General features: G+C 60.1%; 11 protein-coding genes. 10 read left to right on the top strand and 1 reads right to left on the bottom strand.

What is annotated here, in order from left to right; all coding sequences use genetic code 11:
• The first annotated feature begins 155 nt into the window (after positions 1 to 155).
• The 9 genes from gltB (at position 156) to HUU46_17590 (ending at position 12,716) form a co-directional block, all read left to right on the top strand.
• Positions 156 to 4,751, top strand: a complete 4,596-nt coding sequence (gene gltB / locus HUU46_17630) for a glutamate synthase large subunit (protein NUM55472.1) — start codon at positions 156 to 158, stop codon at positions 4,749 to 4,751.
• On the top strand, positions 4,744 to 6,243 hold the full coding sequence (locus tag HUU46_17625) for a glutamate synthase subunit beta (protein NUM55471.1): 1,500 nt from the start codon (positions 4,744 to 4,746) through the stop codon (positions 6,241 to 6,243). The genes gltB and HUU46_17625 overlap by 8 nt, the downstream gene beginning before the upstream one ends.
• A 225-nt stretch (positions 6,244 to 6,468) precedes the next feature.
• The gene (locus HUU46_17620) at positions 6,469 to 7,038 is read left to right on the top strand and encodes a hypothetical protein (protein ID NUM55470.1); all 570 of its coding nucleotides are present in this window, start codon (positions 6,469 to 6,471) and stop codon (positions 7,036 to 7,038) included.
• 104 nt (positions 7,039 to 7,142) lie between these two features.
• Positions 7,143 to 7,730 (top strand): nucleotidyltransferase domain-containing protein, encoded by a 588-nt coding sequence (locus HUU46_17615; GenBank protein NUM55469.1) that lies wholly within the window; start codon positions 7,143 to 7,145, stop codon positions 7,728 to 7,730.
• Between the two features lie 132 nt (positions 7,731 to 7,862).
• A complete protein-coding gene (locus HUU46_17610; protein ID NUM55468.1) occupies positions 7,863 to 8,144 on the top strand; it encodes a hypothetical protein in 282 nt (93 codons plus the stop codon).
• Positions 8,145 to 8,183: 39 nt separating this feature from the next.
• Positions 8,184 to 8,675, top strand: coding sequence for a DinB family protein (locus HUU46_17605; protein ID NUM55467.1), 492 nt, complete (start codon positions 8,184 to 8,186; stop codon positions 8,673 to 8,675).
• Positions 8,676 to 9,396: 721 nt separating this feature from the next.
• Positions 9,397 to 10,380 (top strand): hypothetical protein, encoded by a 984-nt coding sequence (locus HUU46_17600; GenBank protein ID NUM55466.1) that lies wholly within the window; start codon positions 9,397 to 9,399, stop codon positions 10,378 to 10,380.
• A 47-nt stretch (positions 10,381 to 10,427) separates the two neighbouring features.
• Entirely contained in the window at positions 10,428 to 11,087 is a 660-nt protein-coding gene (locus tag HUU46_17595) for a hypothetical protein (protein NUM55465.1), read from the top strand.
• A gap of 795 nt (positions 11,088 to 11,882) precedes the next feature.
• Positions 11,883 to 12,716, top strand: coding sequence for a diaminopimelate epimerase (locus HUU46_17590; GenBank protein ID NUM55464.1), 834 nt, complete (start codon positions 11,883 to 11,885; stop codon positions 12,714 to 12,716).
• 252 nt (positions 12,717 to 12,968) lie between these two features.
• On the opposite strand, the gene HUU46_17585 is transcribed toward HUU46_17590, so the two are convergent.
• Entirely contained in the window at positions 12,969 to 15,080 is a 2,112-nt protein-coding gene (locus HUU46_17585; protein NUM55463.1) for a right-handed parallel beta-helix repeat-containing protein, read from the bottom strand.
• A gap of 283 nt (positions 15,081 to 15,363) precedes the next feature.
• Here HUU46_17585 and HUU46_17580 point away from each other — a divergent pair, with 283 nt between their 5' ends.
• Positions 15,364 to 16,941 carry a PAS domain S-box protein gene (locus HUU46_17580; GenBank protein ID NUM55462.1) on the top strand — a complete coding sequence of 526 codons (1,578 nt, stop codon included), beginning with the start codon at positions 15,364 to 15,366 and terminating at the stop codon, positions 16,939 to 16,941.
• The last annotated feature ends 11 nt before the right edge of the window (positions 16,942 to 16,952 follow it).

Here is a 16,952-nt window from a genome sequence, read left to right as displayed (position 1 = left end):
AGCGGGCCACAGGCCCCTGGACGGTTCGGGAGCATGAAAAATGCCTAAATTGTTTGACAGGCCTCGCGCGCTTTTTGTAAATTATTCGTTCAAGTAATGATTGGGGAGGCGCAGGAGAACTGTATCTGCGCGGGCCTGTCGCCCTCCCATGCTGAATGTGGCCCCGTTGGGCCGCAAACTCGATTCGTGTCGAGGAAGGGACGGTTGCATTGTCCATACGCCAACCATCACGAAATGGTTTGTACGAGCCATTTTACGAGCATGACGCGTGCGGCGTCGGCTTCGTCGCAAACCTGAGCGGCGACGCCACGCACACGATCATCCGCCAAGGTATTCAGGTGCTCGAAAACCTCGAACACCGTGGCGCCTGCGGCTGTGACCCGGAGACGGGCGACGGCGCGGGCATGCTCTTGCAGTTGCCCCACGCATTGTTCGCGCGCGAAGCCGAGTCGTTGAAGTTCAGCCTGCCCAAAAAGGGCGAGTACGCCGCAGGCATGATGTTCCTCCCCACCGACGCCGAGGACCGCAGGCGCTGCGTCGCCATTATCGAAAAGACCATCGCGGACGACGGTCAGGCTGTTCTTGGCTGGCGCGAGGTGCCGCGGAATTCGGCATGCCTCGGGTTCATCGCGCGAGAGAGCGAACCGGTGATGATGCAGGTGTTCATCGGCCGCGCAAAGGGGCTGGACGAAATCCAGTTCGAACGCAAGCTCTACGCGATCCGCCGCGTTATCGAGCGCGCAATCTTCGGCTCTGACATGAAGAACAAGAAACAGTTCTACGTGACGAGCATGTCGTGCCGCACAATCGTCTATAAGGGCCTCATGCTCGCCCCGCAGATGGACAAGTACTTCCTCGACCTGTCCGATAAAGACACATCGAGTGCGCTGGCGATGGTCCACCAACGCTACAGCACCAACACGTTTCCTTCGTGGCCGCTCGCACACCCGTTCCGCTACCTCGCGCACAACGGCGAAATCAACACGCTCCGCGGCAACATCAACATGATGGCGTCGCGCGAAACGCATCTGGAATCCCCTGCGTTCGGCGCGGACGTGAAGAAACTCGCGCCGATCCACACACTGGGCGCAAGCGACTCCGCGATTTTCGACAACACATTCGAGTTGCTCTACCTCGGCGGGCGCAGCGCCGCGCACGCGATGATGATGCTCATTCCCGAGCCGTGGAGCGGCCACGAGTCCATGCCGGACCACAAGAAGGCGTTCTACGAATACCACGCCACGATGCAGGAGCCGTGGGACGGCCCGGCGTCGATTTCGTTCTGCGACGGCATCCGCATCGGCGCGGTGCTCGACCGCAACGGACTGCGCCCCTCGCGCTATTGGGTGACGAAGGACGGCTTCGTGGTGATGGCGTCGGAAGTCGGCGTGCTCGACGTGCCGCAGGAAAACATTATCAGGAAAGGCCGCCTCGAACCGGGCCGCATGTTCTTGATCGATACCGAAGAGCACCGCATCATCGGCGACGAGGAAATCAAGGACTCGATCTGCTCGCGGCAACCGTACCGCGATTGGCTCAACACGCACCGCCACGTGCTGCCGAAGGACTGCAAACCCACAAACGGCAAGCCCGCGCCCCAGGAAGTGTCGCTGCTCGAACGCCAGCAGGTGTTCGGCTACACACTTGAAGACCTCGAAATCCTGCTAATCCCGATGTCGAAGACCGGCAAGCAACCGCTGGGTTCGATGGGCAACGACGCGCCGCTGGCGGTGCTGTCGAACCGCCCACAGTTGCTCTTCAACTACTTCAAACAACTGTTCGCGCAGGTCACGAACCCGCCCATCGATCCGATCCGCGAAGAGATCGTGATGTCGATGGAAACGGACATCGGGCGCGAGCGCAACCTGCTTGGCGAAACGCCGGAGCACTGCGAGCAACTGCACCTGATGTCGCCAATTCTGACGGACGACCAGCTCGAATACATCAAGCACATCGACAAACCGGGCCTGAAAACGAAAACCATCTCAACGCTGTTCAAGGCACCGGACGGCCCGGGCGCGCTGGACAAAGCACTCGACCGCATTTGCGCGGAGGCGATGAAGGCGATCGAGGACGGGTTCACGCTCCTCGTACTGACCGACCGCGGCGTCAACGAAACAATGTGCCCCATCCCGAGTCTCCTCGCCGTCGGCGCGGTGCACCAGTTCCTCGTGCGGGAACAGAAGCGCACGGAATGCGGGCTCATCATCGAAACGGGCGAGCCGCGCGAGGTGATGCATTTCTGCCTGTTGACGGGGTACGGCGCGGGCGCGGTGAACCCGTATCTCGCGTTTGAGACGCTGCAGGACCTGATCGAGAAAGAAGAACTTGTCGAAGAATATCCCGGCCAGGCGCAGAAGAATTTCCTCAAGGCGATCGAAAACGCGATGCTGAAGACGATGTCGAAGATCGGCATCTCGACGCAGCACAGCTACCGCAACGCGCAGATATTCGAAGCGGTCGGCCTGAGCACGAAACTCATCGAGCGCTGCTTTACCGGCACGGCGTCGCGCGTCGAGGGCATCGACGTCGAGGACGTGGCGAAGGAATCGCTGCTGCGCCACGCCGTGGCCTATCCGAAGACGCACGCGCGCCCGCGCGAACTCGATCCGGGCGGTTCGTACCGTTGGCGCAAGCGCGGCGAGCACCACCAATACAATCCGGACACGCTTGCGCGCATTCAACACGCAACGCGCACGAACGATGTGCAGAAGTACAAGGAATTCGCCGCGTTTATCAACGATCGCAACCGCAACCTTTCGGCGTTGCGCGGGCTGATGAAGTTTAAGAAGGGCAATCCGATCCCAATCGATCAAGTCGAGCCCGCGAAGGAAATCGTGAAGCGGTTCTGCACCGGCGCTATGTCCTACGGATCGATCAGCCGCGAAGCGCACGAGACCCTCGCCATCGCGATGAACCGCATCGGCGGACGCAGCAACACAGGCGAAGGCGGCGAAGACCCAAAACGGTTCGAGCGCGACGCGAACGGCGATCTGCGCCGCAGCGCGATTAAGCAGGTGGCGTCCGGCCGCTTCGGCGTGACGAACGAGTACCTCGTGAACGCGGACGAATTGCAGATCAAGATGGCGCAGGGCGCGAAGCCGGGCGAAGGCGGCGAATTGCCGGGACACAAGGTGTTCAAGGAGATCGCGCGCATCCGCTACTCGACGCCGGGCGTCGAGCTCATTTCGCCGCCGCCGCACCACGACATCTATTCGATCGAGGATTTGGCGCAGCTCATCCACGACCTGAAGAACGGGAACGTGCACGCGAACGTCAGCGTGAAGCTCGTGTCGGAAGTCGGCGTGGGCACGGTCGCGGCGGGCGTCGCGAAAGGCAAGTCCGACCTTGTGCTCATCAGCGGCGATACCGGCGGCACGGGCGCGTCGCCATTGAGCTCAATCAAATACGCGGGCCTGCCGTGGGAATTGGGCCTGTCCGAAACGCACCAGGTGCTCGTTGACAACAACCTGCGCAGCCGCATTCGCGTGCAGACCGACGGCCAGATCAAGACCGGCCGCGACGTCGCCATCGCGTTCCTGCTCGGCGCGGACGAAGTGGGCATGGCCACCCTCCCGCTCATCGCGCTCGGCTGCATCATGATGCGCAAGTGCCATTTGAACACGTGCCCCGTCGGTATCGCGACACAGGACGCGGAACTCCGCAAGAAGTTCGCGGGCAAACCGGAATACGTCGTGAATCTGTGCTTCTTCGTTGCCGAGGAAGTGCGCGAGATTATGGCGGAACTCGGCTTCCGCACCGTGAACGAAATGATCGGCCGCGCGGACATGCTCGAATACGATCCGCTGCCGGAGCACTGGAAAGCGAAGAAACTCGATCTGTCGCGCGTGCTCGCCGTCGCGAAACCGTGGGAAGGCGAAACGCTCTACCACAGCAAGACGCAGGACCACGGCATCGACAAAGCGCTCGACAACCGCCTCATCGAGATGGCGAAAGCCTCGCTGCAACCCAAGAAAGACCGCGCGGACATCGCGAAGACGCGGATCGAGATCGACATCCACAACACGAACCGCACCGTCGGCACAATGCTCGCCAGCGAACTCACGCGCATGCACAAGGTCGGCCTCGAAACCGGCACGCTGCCGGACGATACGGTGTGGCTCGAATGCAAGGGCCAGGCGGGACAAAGCTTCGCCGCGTTCACAATCAAAGGCATGGTCTTCCGCGTGACGGGCGAAGCGAACGACTACTGCGGCAAGGGCCTTTCCGGCGCGACGCTGATCGTGCGCCCGCCGGAGAACATTTCTTTCGTGCCGGAGGAAAACATCGTCGTCGGCAATGTGGCGCTGTACGGCGCAACCGGCGGCGAGGCGTACTTCCGCGGCATCGCGGGCGAACGCTTCTGCGTGCGCAACAGCGGCGCGTGGGCCGTCGTCGAGGGCGTGGGCGACCACGGCTGCGAATACATGACCGGCGGGCGCGCGGCGATTCTCGGTAAGACCGGCCGCAATTTCGCTGCGGGCATGAGCGGCGGCATCGCCTATGTGTACGACGCCGACGGCGCCTTCGATTCGCATTGCAACAAGAGCACCTGCGATCTAAAACCAATGAACGAGGAAGGCATCGCCGACTTGCGCGGCATGCTCGAACGCCACGTCGAATTCACCGGCAGCACCGTCGCGCGTCGCATCCTCGACAATTGGGAAAACGAAATCACGAAGTTTGTGCGTGTCATGCCGCGGGATTACGCGCGTGTGTTGCGCGAGTCCCGGGAGTTGCAGCATGCCTAAATCGAACCATTTCCCGCCCAAGGAAAAGGGCTTCATGGTCTACGAGCGCGAGACGCCCTCGTACAAGGACAAGCGCGAACGCGTCAAGCATTGGGACGAGTTCCTGACCGATTTCGACGATCGCAAGATGGCCGAGCAGGGTTACCGCTGCATGAACTGCGGCGTGCCGTTCTGTCAGTCGGGGTGTCCGCTCGGAAACATCATCCCCGACTTCAACGATCTGGTGAAAGACCAGAAGTGGGGCGAGGCGCTCGACCGCCTGCACTCGACGAACAACTTCCCGGAGTTCACCGGCCGCGTGTGCCCCGCGCCGTGCGAAGCGTCCTGCGTGCTGGGCATCAACGAGCCGCCGGTCACCATCAAGCTGATCGAACGCAGCATCGCCGACCATGGGTTTGACGACGGCCGCATCGCGCCGCAGCCCCCGCAGAAAAAGACGGGCAAGAAAGTTGCCGTGATCGGTTCCGGCCCTGCGGGTCTTGCCGCGGCGCAGCAGTTGTGCCGCGCGGGCCACGACGTGACCGTGTACGAGCGCGCGGACGAACCGGGCGGCTTGCTGCTGTACGGCATTCCAGATTTTAAGTTGAACAAGGAAATCGTGCGACGCCGCCTGCGCCAGATGGAGCAGGAAGGCGTCACGTTCACGTGTGGCGTCGAAGTCGGCAAGACGGTCGATGCCAACGACCTCGCGAACGAATACGACGCGCTGCTCATCACGACCGGCTCGACGCAGCCGCGCGACCTGCCGATTCCCGGACGCGATCTCGACGGCATTCATTTCGCCATGGACTTCCTCACGCAGCAGAACCGGCGCGTGTCCGGCAAGAACGTCGAGGGCAAGGAACTGACAGCGAAGGGCAAGAACGTCGTCATCCTCGGCGGCGGCGACACCGGCTCCGACTGCCACGGCACCAGCATCCGCCAGGGCGCGAAGCACGTATGGTCCATGGAACTCCTGCCGAAACCGCCCGAGAGCTTCAACGAACGCACGCCGTGGCCGCTATGGCCCGTGATCCTGCGCACGTCGTCGAGCCACGAAGAAGGCGGCGACCGCGACTGGAGCATCCTCACAAAGGAGTTCATCGGCGAAAGCGGCAAGGTGAAAGGCATCAAGTGCGTCCGCCTCGAATGGGAGACCGACGCCACCGGCAAGATGCAGATGAAAGAAGTCCCCGGCTCCGAGTTCACGCTCGATGCTGACCTCGTCCTTCTCGCGCTCGGCTTCGTCCATCCCGAACACGCGCTACCCACGCAGCTCGGCCTTGAACTCGACGCCCGCGGCAACATCAAGGCAGAGTACGGCAAGTACTCGACCAGCCGGAAAAACGTCTTCGCCGCCGGCGACGCCCGCCGCGGTCAGTCGCTCGTCGTCTGGGCCATCCACGAAGGCCGCGAAGCCGCCCGCGCAATCGACATTACGTTGATGGGGCATTCGGACCTGCCCGGCGCGTACACGCACGGGTACGACGCGGTGGAGTTAGCGGCGAAATAGTACACCAAGAGTTTGAATAAGTGCGGGCACGTGTTCCACGTGTCCGCACTTGTTTTTCTTGTGCTGGACATCACGCCACGCGTAGCATTCAACTCGTTCCCAAATTTCCATTTGGGAATGCACTCTTGAAAAGCTCTGCTTTGATCTCACGCAATGAAAATCGAGCCAGCAATCCGGAACGCGAATTGCATTGAACGCTGAGCTTTTCAAGTCGAGGGCATAAATGTGATCCCCGCAGGTTACATGCGCAAGCGCGTCGCGACTGGCAACCTCGATTTCTACGGCCCGGCAGTGAAGGAAATCTACTCGGTCAGCGGATGCATTTCGGAAGACTTCGCCGATTACGTCGAATTTTGCAGATACAACGGATATTGGTTTTTCGATGCGCCCCGAATCATTGAGGAATTGGCCGAGGAACATCATATCGATCTCTTCGCCATGACTTTGTTCTACTACGACGTGTACGAGGAGGAATTCGACGAACATTCCCGCCGGTGGACGCCATTGGTGCCGGATGAAGCGTTCTCAACGAATGTGGTCGTTCCAAGGGAGAAGAAAATCAAGGGATTTGACGTAGTGACGTTCAGCGTCAAGACCATGCCGGAATGTTCGCCTCTTTCCTGCAACGGTCTGGCGAAGGAAGTCTCGGTGAATAAGCATTGTCTGTTCAACACGTTCGAGGAGGCAAAGCACGCGCTTGAGAAGGGTCTGTTCGACAATTCAGAGCCCGGGCCATTTCGGATTTTCGCAGTATATGTTCCATGCGCAGGGGGTGTGAACCTAGTCAGTGGGTGAATAGCGTAATGGATGTCGCCGCCGCGAGGTTCGGCCAGGGTGTGGGTATGAGCCGTACTGATTGAGTGGTAAAACCACGCAATTGCGTGGTATAAGTACGCATTATGAATGCCTTGGCCGAAATCCTGAGTTCGCGCGTGCGCGCGGAAATCTTCCGATTGTTGTTTGGGGTGGGGTGCCCGGAACTGCATGTCCGTGAGATTCAGCGGCGGACGGGGTTCAATGACCGCGCGGTTCGGCAAGAGCTGGCCAAGTTGAGTCGCTTGGGGCTCGTCGAGTCGCGCACCGACGGCAACCGCCGTTACTACCGCGCGTCTACGTCGCATCCCGTCTACCCGGAGATTCGGGGGCTTGCGCTGAAGTTGTCGGGCTTGACCGACTTGCTCCGGGAGCGGCTGCAGTCGGACGATATTCGGCTTGCGTTCGTTTTCGGTTCGATTGCGAACGGGACGGCGCGGCCGGACAGCGACATCGACCTGATGGTCATTGGCAAATTGGGCATGCGCGAACTCACCCGTCTGCTGAAAGGCACGGCCGACGAGGTGGGACGGACAATAAACCCCTATATACTCACGCAGGTGGAATTTCGTAAGCGCGTTTCGCAGAAGGAGCACTTCGTGCGCGCCGTGCTGGCCAGCCCGAAGATCATAATCAAGGGTTCCGAAGATGAGCTTGCCCGACTGGGAGCGTAACGGGTGGCTCAAGGCGCAGGCAACCAGCCGCCAGGAGATCGACGACCTTAAGGCAATCGTCGAGCGCGATTTGCGCGATGCGCACGACACCGGTATCTCGGCTGACTGGCGTCTTGGCATCGCCTACAATGCGTGCCTGAATTGTGCACGATCCTGCTTCGCGCCGAAGGATGCAGAACAGTCCAATCGTCCGCGCATTACCGCACACTCGCTGCAATGCCGCTCATCCTCGGCGATATGCACTCGGATGATGCCGATTACTTGGAAACGTGCCGGCGGAAGCGCAATGTGGTCGAGTACGACCGCGTCGGGTGCGCCTCGAATGCCGATGCAGACGAATTGATCCGGTTCGGTGAGCAACTGCAAACGACGGTCAGCCGGTGGCTCGCAACAACACATCCGGAACTCTTGTAGCGTGCACATATTCCGCGAACGCATTGGAGGTATGGTGAAATGAAGGACGGCTCCATCCAGCAGAAGCTCGCCCAATCCCGCGACGCAGCCATCGGCGAGTTCAACGGTCCGCAATCCGATTGGGCCAAATCCTACGCCCCCGGCAAATGGACCACCCGCCAAATTCTCGTGCACATGGCCGACGTGGAGCTGGTGCACCTGTGGCGGTTGAGCCGGGCGTGGGCGGAACCAGGCAGTCCCGTATACGCGTTCGACCACGAAGGTTGGGTAACGGCCCTGCGCTACAACGAACGGCCATTGGATGTGTGCCGCGATATGTTTGTGGGGATTCGCAACCAAATCATCTGGTACGTCGAAACCCAACCGGAATCGTCCTTCGAAAACACCGTGAATCACTCCGAAGCCGGCACAGTCCCCGTCACGCGCATTCTGAACTACCTCGTCTACCACACCGAACACCATCTCGAACAAGTCCGCTTCGCCCGCGAAGGAAAAATCTGGACGCCGGAAGTGGCGGTGGTGAAACCCTGACTCACCGCGAAGCCGCGAAGATTACGCGTCGCCCCCATTAACTCGTTACCAACGTTTACTCGTTACAAACTTTCCAGTTGGTAACGCACTCCAACGGCGGCCCGTCTTCGAACGCCGTTTGAAAAGCTCCGCCTGCGCTCGTCGTTCAATGTCCACTTGGTCTTCAGAGCAATTCAAGACGGTGTGTGCTTTGCGTGTGCAGGCAAACGTGAACCGCTCTACTTGTTCATTCCAATCGAATTTGCGCGTGGCCGACGCAACGCGGCGTCTCGATGAGTGCCGCATCCCCGCGTTCGTCGAGGCGCAACGGTACTTTTTCTCCCGATCCATCTCGTCAGGACCGATTGCCACGCGAACTTCGCATTCGTCCGGCGAAGCACACGTCGATATCAGTACTGCGTTGTGGACGATGGACACGCCATCGCGGCGATGTGCTACGTCAATCGCAAGCGGGGAGGGAAGAAGGACACTAAAGCTTCATTATGCATCCGGACAAGGGCCATCTCTCCTCAGACCGTATGATTCCCTACGATCAAGGGTGACATTGACCTAGGGGTGGCTGTTGACGGTTCAGAGCGACAGACGTATCATTCTGCACGCGCCTCCCCTTTACGGACAGAGGGTCTCAATGCACACTTCTATTCCTGGGAGTCCCGCGCGTGAACGTTACGACTGGCTGGACCAAGCCCGCGGCGTAGTCGTAATCATGTTGATTGTCTCAATGTCAACCTACTACTACTCGGGCGATGTCTTGAGCGAAGACCACCCCCTCGGTCCGACCATGCTCAATCATGGCTACCAGTATTTTCGCGGGGTGCCTCCCCTGATCACGCCCATTGACGCAGGACAGGGAGTATTCGTGTTCCTCATGGGCTTCGTGGGCTATAACGCCTTCACGAAACGACTTCAATTGCATGGCGCCCGGTCTGCCATCTTGTATGCCGCACGGCGCGTAGGCGCTCTTTATGCGTTGGCGTTCTTCGAATGTATCGTGTTGCACCATTTGATGTTCGGGGAAACGCTCTGGCGCGACTTCCTGATAGACAGTACATTCACAATGCTTGCTCTGGGTTCGTTGGCCGGGTTCACAAGTATCGTCATCTGGCCCAATGCGGACCGGCGAATCCGTTTTGCCCTCGTCGTCACCATGATCCACTCGCTTCTTTATGCGGGTCCGTATTTTGATCGCTACACCGGCGACGACAACATCTTTCATCTAACATTCTTCCCATTCAACGTGCTGGGGTTGTGTGCAGTGGCGATCGCGGGAACCAGCTTCGGGCAGTGGCTTCACATGGATCCCGAAGACCTGACCGTCGGCTTCCAAAAGCGCATCGTCCCCGCCACGGCTGCAGCCTTGGTCGCCGCATACTCTATGGACTGGGTCCAGCCTGCGGAACCGCACGACGCCACCGCCGCGCATCAGTTGCTGGCCGTTGGTATGGCTGGCCTCATGCTCGTGGCATCCTTTACGGCAGGCCAGAGCAAGCTCAGGCTTCCATTGTTAAGCGCCATGGGGAAGAACCTGCTCGTCATGTTTGTCCTCGGCAGCGTCTTCCTTGAAATGTACTTGGATTGGGTTCCCAAAGACTTTCTCGTTCGATGGCCCGTCGCTGCGCTCTTGCTGGTAGGGATTCTGCCTCTTACAGCATTATCGTGCGTCGCTGTGCTTCTCGATAAACTCGGCATCATCGTGCGCGCATGAAAACCAGAATATCAGCCCGTGCCCTCGCGCTTGTTGGACTGGCAACCATGGCCTATCTTGCCGCTCTCCAACTCGGAATCGACCAACGCCGTCACCTCGAAGCGGACGCCAAGGACGCCAGCCGCATATCGGTCGTCGCCCTGTCCGGATGGGCGTACGCGCAGCGACACGGCGGGGCTTGGCCCGAAATGCATTCCACGAAGCTTTTTGCATACGCGCCGGATACGCAACCCGAAAGCTTTGCTCTCGGCGGCAAGGCGGAAGGTCCGGTCGACGATTCGCTAAAGGGATACGTCCTCGGAAACCTCAACCAGGAGCGTATAAGGAGGCTTGAACCTGTACTCTCCCCTGACGATTATTTCTACCTCGGATACGCCGTGGACTCGGAAGACCAGGGAATCGCCCTCATCGACACCTTGGAGCACGAACCAGATCGCAGCCAAGACATCGCGGCGGCAGCGGGGAAGGGCACCGCAGGTTCCTCAAACTTCTACCGCCTGCGTAACGATTTGCCCGCGGAGCTTGCGCGCGATAACGTCGTTGCAGAGTCCACAGGGCCCTCACGCTTTCCTGTAGTTATCCAGAAACCCAAAGGCGGCTACGTGTGGGTTGTCTTCCTCGACTTCCATGTCGAGCGAATCCTGTACCCCGGACCGTTCCCGGCAAGCGAACGCTTCATTAACGCCCTAATCGCGGCCAGAATGTAATAAGCGCCCAGTGAAGTACAGGTCGCGCGCCACTCTGAAGGGATTACTCTCACGCCAGCGGGTTTCCGGCCGTCAGGGAGGAGTGGGCGCTGGGCGGTGTTTGGTTCTGCGGCGGTGCTCAGGAGGACGTCGCGCCGGTTGCGCGGCCCCCATCTTAATAGACCGGTTGAATCTTAGGGAACCGGGTGCATCATCTCGCCGAGACCACTTGCGGACCTCTGGTGTCGTCGTCTAGCTTCCCATCTTGCTCGCTTTCTGACTCTCCCTCTTTAACCCCTGCCCGCACACATTCCGTATCTTTCGGTGCACAATAAAATCAATTTTATTATTAATCACCGTTATTTTGTCAAACAAACAGGGGTCGTTTCGCAGGGCGAACAACCTCGTAACATTATCTGTCAAGAGTGTTACCCTCGTTCCCCACCAATTCCCCCCTGCGTTCCGTTGCGGCCAATCGAATTCGTCTTCCCGAGATCCCCTTCGCACGTTCCGTGGTCAAGCCTCCCTAACTCCGGAGTGCAACGCCGTGGGCATAGAGATAGGAGCATGCCCTGCGCACGGACGGCACACCTTCAATCTGAAGGGGGTAACCTCTCGGCGACTGGTGCGTGGCAGGGAGGCCCGGCGCAACACGCATTCCTGGCCCGGCCTTCCGCATGTGCAGTGAAGATGGGTACGGCCCCGCCGTTTCGTCGAGCAGCGCCTGTTCGCCAACTGAGCTTTTCGATAGGCATAATTAGGAAGATTGTGGCAGAAGTGTTCTTGTCGCGAGAATCCCTGAGGTATCAGATGACGATCGAGTTTACAAAACTGCACGGCCTCGGCAACGACTACCTGTTCATCGATACGGCGAAGTACTCCGTCGCGGACCCGCCGGCATTGTCGCGGGTGATGAGCCACCGCCACCTCGGCGCGGGCGCGGACGGTATCATTCTCATCGAACCCGGCCGGAACGGCGCTGACTTCTCGATGCGCATCTTCAACGCCGACGGCAGCGAGGCGGAGACCTGCGGCAACGGCATCCGCTGTTTCGCGAAGTACGTGTACGAGCGCGGCATGACGCAGAAAACGGACTTCGTCATCGACACCCTCGCCGGTCCAAACCGCGTGACGTTGACGGTCGATCACGGCGTCGTAAACCGCGTCCGCTCGAACATGGGCAAACCGAAGTTCGATCGCGCGGAAATCCCCATGATCGGCGCGCCGGGAAAAGTGCTCGAAGAACCCATCGACGTCGGCGGCGCGACCATGCACGTCACCTGCGCGAACATCGGCAACCCGCATGCCGTGTTCTTCGTGGAGGACGCGACAAAGGTCCCCCTCGCGGAAATCGGCCCCAAGGTCGAACACCATCCCGCCTTCCCGCAGCGCACCAACGTCGAATTCGTCACTGTCCAGGACCGCAACAACGTCGTCATGCGCATCTGGGAACGCGGCAGCGGCATCACCATGGCCAGTGGCAGCGGCTCCTGCGGCTCCGCCCTCGCCTGCATGATCACCAACCGTACCGACCGCCGCGTCAACGTCCACCTCGTCTACGGCACCCTCACCATCGAATGGGCCGACGACGGCTACGTCTACCAGGAAGGCCCCGCCACCGAGGTGTATACCGGAACGTGGCAAGCGTAGTTGTGCATCGCGATTCTCCCATTTCCCAACGATGTCGCATAAGTCATTGTTAAACAGTGAGTTGCGATATGCTAATTTAATGCTAATTTGTACAAAATTAGCTCTTGTGTTAATGTTGTTCGTCAAACGGGACGTACCGATCTACTCGACTTGGTGTCACGTGGACTGCTTAACGTGGAGAAGGTGCGCCGCACGCAGTACTTCTCGCCTGTGTCAAACCTTGAAGCGAGACTGCGGTCGATGGATTGACCCTCAGTCCTTCGGCTGGCTCACCGGCTCGCGCGTGATCTTCTTCGGCCCTTCGACCCATGCCGCGTCGCCGTAGAGGCCCGCCGTCGAGATGTCGATGGGTTGGAAGCCAAGTTTCGTGATCGCGGGCGATTCGGGTTTCAAGCGGAAGTCGCGGGCCGCGGCGTTCTCGAAGAGCGGGTCGGCGACGATCGAGTGCGTGTCGTTACCCATCGCCTGCCACTCGGCAAAAGTCTTCTTCTGATCGCCGCCGATGGCGAATGTGAAGTCCGGGTTTGCCGTGTCCCACCAGCAGTTGAAATCGAGTTTGTAGTTCCCGTTTTTCCACGTGCTGCCGAGCGGCCTGCCATTGTCGAAGATGACGATGTTGCGCTCAAAGAAGAACGAAATGTGGTCCTCCTCGCGCGAGCGGATGATGTTGCCTTCGGTGGCGAAGCCGAAGATGTTGTTCCGCACGCGGTTCTCCTTGCCGTAATGCTGGTGGAACCCGCCTGTCTTGCAGTTGTACACGACGTTGTTCTCGAGCACGATCTCCGAACTGCCCTCGTCGGTGTAGAGGCCCCAACCGCCGTAGCTGTAGGAATAAACGTCGTGAATGTGGTTGTATCGTTCGACGGTGCCGGGCGAGATGCCGAGCGAGTAGATGCCCCCCATATCGCTCAGTACGTACTTGCCGATGTTGTGAATATGGTTGTACTCGATAACATTGTGGTTCGCGCTGCTTGGCGCATAGCCCCATGACCATCCGACGGAGACACCGGTGTAATAGATGTCGCTGATATCGTTGTGCGAAACGGTGTTGTACGAACTGCGCTGAATGATCACGCCGACGCCCGCGGGATACTTCTTGCCCCCGTCGTGAATCCAGTTGTTGTCCACAACGTTGCGCAACGTCGCGTCCGCCTCTGTCTTCGGATCGCTGCTCACGCCGATGCGCACGCCGCCCGCGCCCATGTCGTGAATGTGGTTCTTGCGGATGGCGTTGTCCGTGCAGCCCTCGCGCAGCCAGATGCCGTAGTTCGCGATGTGCGCAATCTCGCAATCTTCAATCACGCAGTTCCGCGCGCCGCTGGCGTCGATCGCGCCCGAAACCGACCAGGCCGCCTGCTGGCAAGGCAAACCCTCGGGCGGCAACACATGATTGGTGTGGTGGAACGAAAGACCGCGAAAGACGAGGTTTTCCGCTCCTTCGATTACGACAAGCCGATCGGCCCTTGGTGCGATGACTTCGGTCTTAGCAGGGTCTTCGCCATCCTTCGGCCAGTAGTAGAGCAAGCCCTTCTTGCGGTCAAGATACCACTCGCCCGGCGCATCGAGCGCCTCGCGAAATCCCTCGACGTAGTAGCGTTGCTTCGGTCCCCAGTTCTCGAATGGCCACGCGCCGCTCCCACCGACGAGCGTGACAATCTGGTTCGCGTCGTCGATCGCGGCAATGTGGTTGTGCGACGTGTCCCACGAATGCATCGCGACGATCATCGCGTCCTCGATATTGTTCCAATGTTGAATGTCGCCCGGCGCGAACTTGAACGCGACGTTCGACGGTTTCTCCTTCCCTTCTGCGTCCTTGATCGCGGGCGCTTTGCCCGCCGTGCGCAGGTAGCCCTCGTTCGGCGTGCGTGCGCGCCAGCGGTACTCGCCATTCACCCACAGCGCGGTGAAGTTCCACGTGCCTGCCGCAACCTCCGGCAGCGTCGCCACCCAGAGTTTGCCTTCCTGCTGCCAATTCGTGATCGGCACGCCGCCGCTAATCACCGCGCGCTCGCCGGGATACGCGGCGTAGGTAACGTTTTGCCGCGGCATGACAAACCACTGGGAGTCCTTGAACGTGAAATGCAGCGGTTCGGCGATGCGATACGTCCCCTCGCGGAGCAGAATCTCTACCGGCCGCACAGTGCCAAGCCTGCGGCTCCAGTCCTCGAAATTGGCGCGCATCGCGGCTTTCGCGCCCTGAACAGTGGCGAAAGGCCCGTCCGTCTTGTCGGCGTTCGGCTCCGGAATACGCCCCGACCACGAATCGTTTCCGTTCGATGCAACGTAGAACTTCGCCGATTCGTCCTGGCCCGTGGCAGTGAATGACAATCCGGTCAGGCACACCATCGTCAACAACAACCGCATAGCATGTTCCCCCAAAAAACGCGGACGCTCGGAACACCGCGAAACGCAACCCAAGCGTCACGGTATGGATAATACGACTCCGGGCGTCGCGCGTCCAAAAAGCGGAACGGCGTCGCGAAGCTGCGAAAAACCGGAATTTGGGTTGTTTGGCGTTGACAAAGCCACGACGCGCAAGTAGGCTGATTGCTGTTTGTCCGTGAATAGGGAACTAGCATTCCCTTGCGCGGTTCGATATCGGGGCGCCGCGGAGTTCGGGCGGCAGCCGGGAGTTGCACGTTAGCGCATGGACGAGTCGCACTCAGAGTTGGCGTGGCTGCGCACGCTGCTGCACAGCATGGAAGACGCGCTGTTCGTTCACGACCTCGACGGCCGGATACTCGAGTGCAACAACGCCGCGTGCGCGCGCATGGGGTATACGCGCGAAGAACTGCTGAGGATGCGCACGCACGATTTCGACGCGCCGGAATTTGCGGCAGGCTTTCAGGAACGGTTGAGCGAGCAACTCGCGAAGAAGCGGTATCGTTGCGAGGGCGTACATCTCGCGAAGGACGGCACGCCGATCCACGTCGATATCCACACCACGATGATCGACTTCCTCGGCCAGCCGGCGGTCCTCGCGGTCATGCGCGATATCACGGATCGCAAACGCGCGGAGACCGAACGGGAAACGCTGCGCACGCGCGTGCTCCAGGCGGAGAAACTCGAGAGCCTCGGTGTGATGGCCGGCGGTATCGCGCACGATTTCAACAACCTCCTGATGGGCGTGCTCGGGAACGCGAGCATCGCGATGCTTGACGTGCCCGAAGATTCGCGCGTGAAGCGCTGCCTCGAACAAATCGAGTCGGCGGCGCAGCGCGCTGCGAACCTGTCGCAGCAGATGCTCGCCTACTCCGGGCGCGCGACGTTTACCTTTAAGCGGCTCGATTTACGCCACCTCGTGCAAAAGGCGGCGCCCTCGCTCGCCGCGTCCATCGGCAAACACCACCGGATCGAGTACCGCCTGGACGGCGACGCATCGATCCACGCGGACGAATCGCAGTTGCGCCAGGTGCTGTCCGGGCTTGTTGCAAACGCGTCGGAAGCCTACGGCGATAACGAAGGCGTAATAACGGTTTCGCTCCGCGTCGAGCACATTGACCACGATATGCTCGCCGCGCGCCACATCGTCGGCACGTTGACCGACGGGACCCATGCCGTGATCGAAGTATCCGATTCCGGCTGCGGCATGGACGAGCGGCTCATCGAGCGCATCTTCGATCCGTTCTTCACAACCAAATTCACCGGGCGAGGCCTGGGCCTTGCCGCCGTAATAGGCATCGTGCGCGGCCACCGCGGCGCAATATCCGTCAGTTCGGCCGTGGGCAAGGGCAGCACGTTCCGGGTCTATCTGCCCGCAGCCGTTTCAAAGGCCGTCGAAGCCGCCACAGCGCCGCGCAAATCGGCGCCATCGGCGGACGGCGCCGTGCTCGTCGTGGACGACGAAGAAGCCGTAATCAACGTCAGCAAGCATGGACTCGAACGTGCCGGGTACACCGTATTCACGGCGTCCAGCGGGAAAGAAGCCATCGATCTTTTCGGCGCCCACGCCGATGAGGTCGGCCTTGTCATCCTCGATATGACGATGCCGCGCATGAGCGGCGAAGAAACGTTTCGCGCATTGAAGGCAGTCCGTGACGACGTGCGCGTCGTGGTCTCAAGCGGATACAGCCGCGCCGACGCGGCGCTTCGGTTTGACTCGGACCAGATCGAGGACTTCCTACAGAAGCCGTACCGCGCGCGGGAACTGGTCGCGCTCGTTAGCCGCATCTTTCAGCGTCCCGCCCCGGTCGAGGCGTCGCGCTCGACTGATTTCCAGATCTGACCCGGTCGTTC

The organism is Candidatus Hydrogenedentota bacterium (assembly GCA_013359265.1).
In the GTDB taxonomy this organism is placed as follows: Bacteria; Hydrogenedentota; Hydrogenedentia; order Hydrogenedentales; family SLHB01; genus JABWCD01.
This window is presented reverse-complemented; position numbering and strand designations above follow the sequence as displayed.

Bases quoted from the DNA above. Each gene is read 5' to 3' on its own strand.
- gltB (NUM55472.1), top strand. From the start codon at position 156: ATGTGGCCCCGTTGGGCCGCAAACTCGATTCGTGTCGAGGAAGGGACG.
- HUU46_17625 (NUM55471.1), top strand. From the start codon at position 4,744: ATGCCTAAATCGAACCATTTCCCGCCCAAGGAAAAGGGCTTCATGGTC.
- HUU46_17615 (NUM55469.1), top strand. From the start codon at position 7,143: ATGAATGCCTTGGCCGAAATCCTGAGTTCGCGCGTGCGCGCGGAAATC.
- HUU46_17605 (NUM55467.1), top strand. From the start codon at position 8,184: ATGAAGGACGGCTCCATCCAGCAGAAGCTCGCCCAATCCCGCGACGCA.
- HUU46_17600 (NUM55466.1), top strand. From the start codon at position 9,397: ATGTCAACCTACTACTACTCGGGCGATGTCTTGAGCGAAGACCACCCC.
- HUU46_17595 (NUM55465.1), top strand. From the start codon at position 10,428: ATGGCCTATCTTGCCGCTCTCCAACTCGGAATCGACCAACGCCGTCAC.
- HUU46_17585 (NUM55463.1), bottom strand. From the start codon at position 15,080: ATGCGGTTGTTGTTGACGATGGTGTGCCTGACCGGATTGTCATTCACT.
- HUU46_17580 (NUM55462.1), top strand. From the start codon at position 15,364: ATGGACGAGTCGCACTCAGAGTTGGCGTGGCTGCGCACGCTGCTGCAC.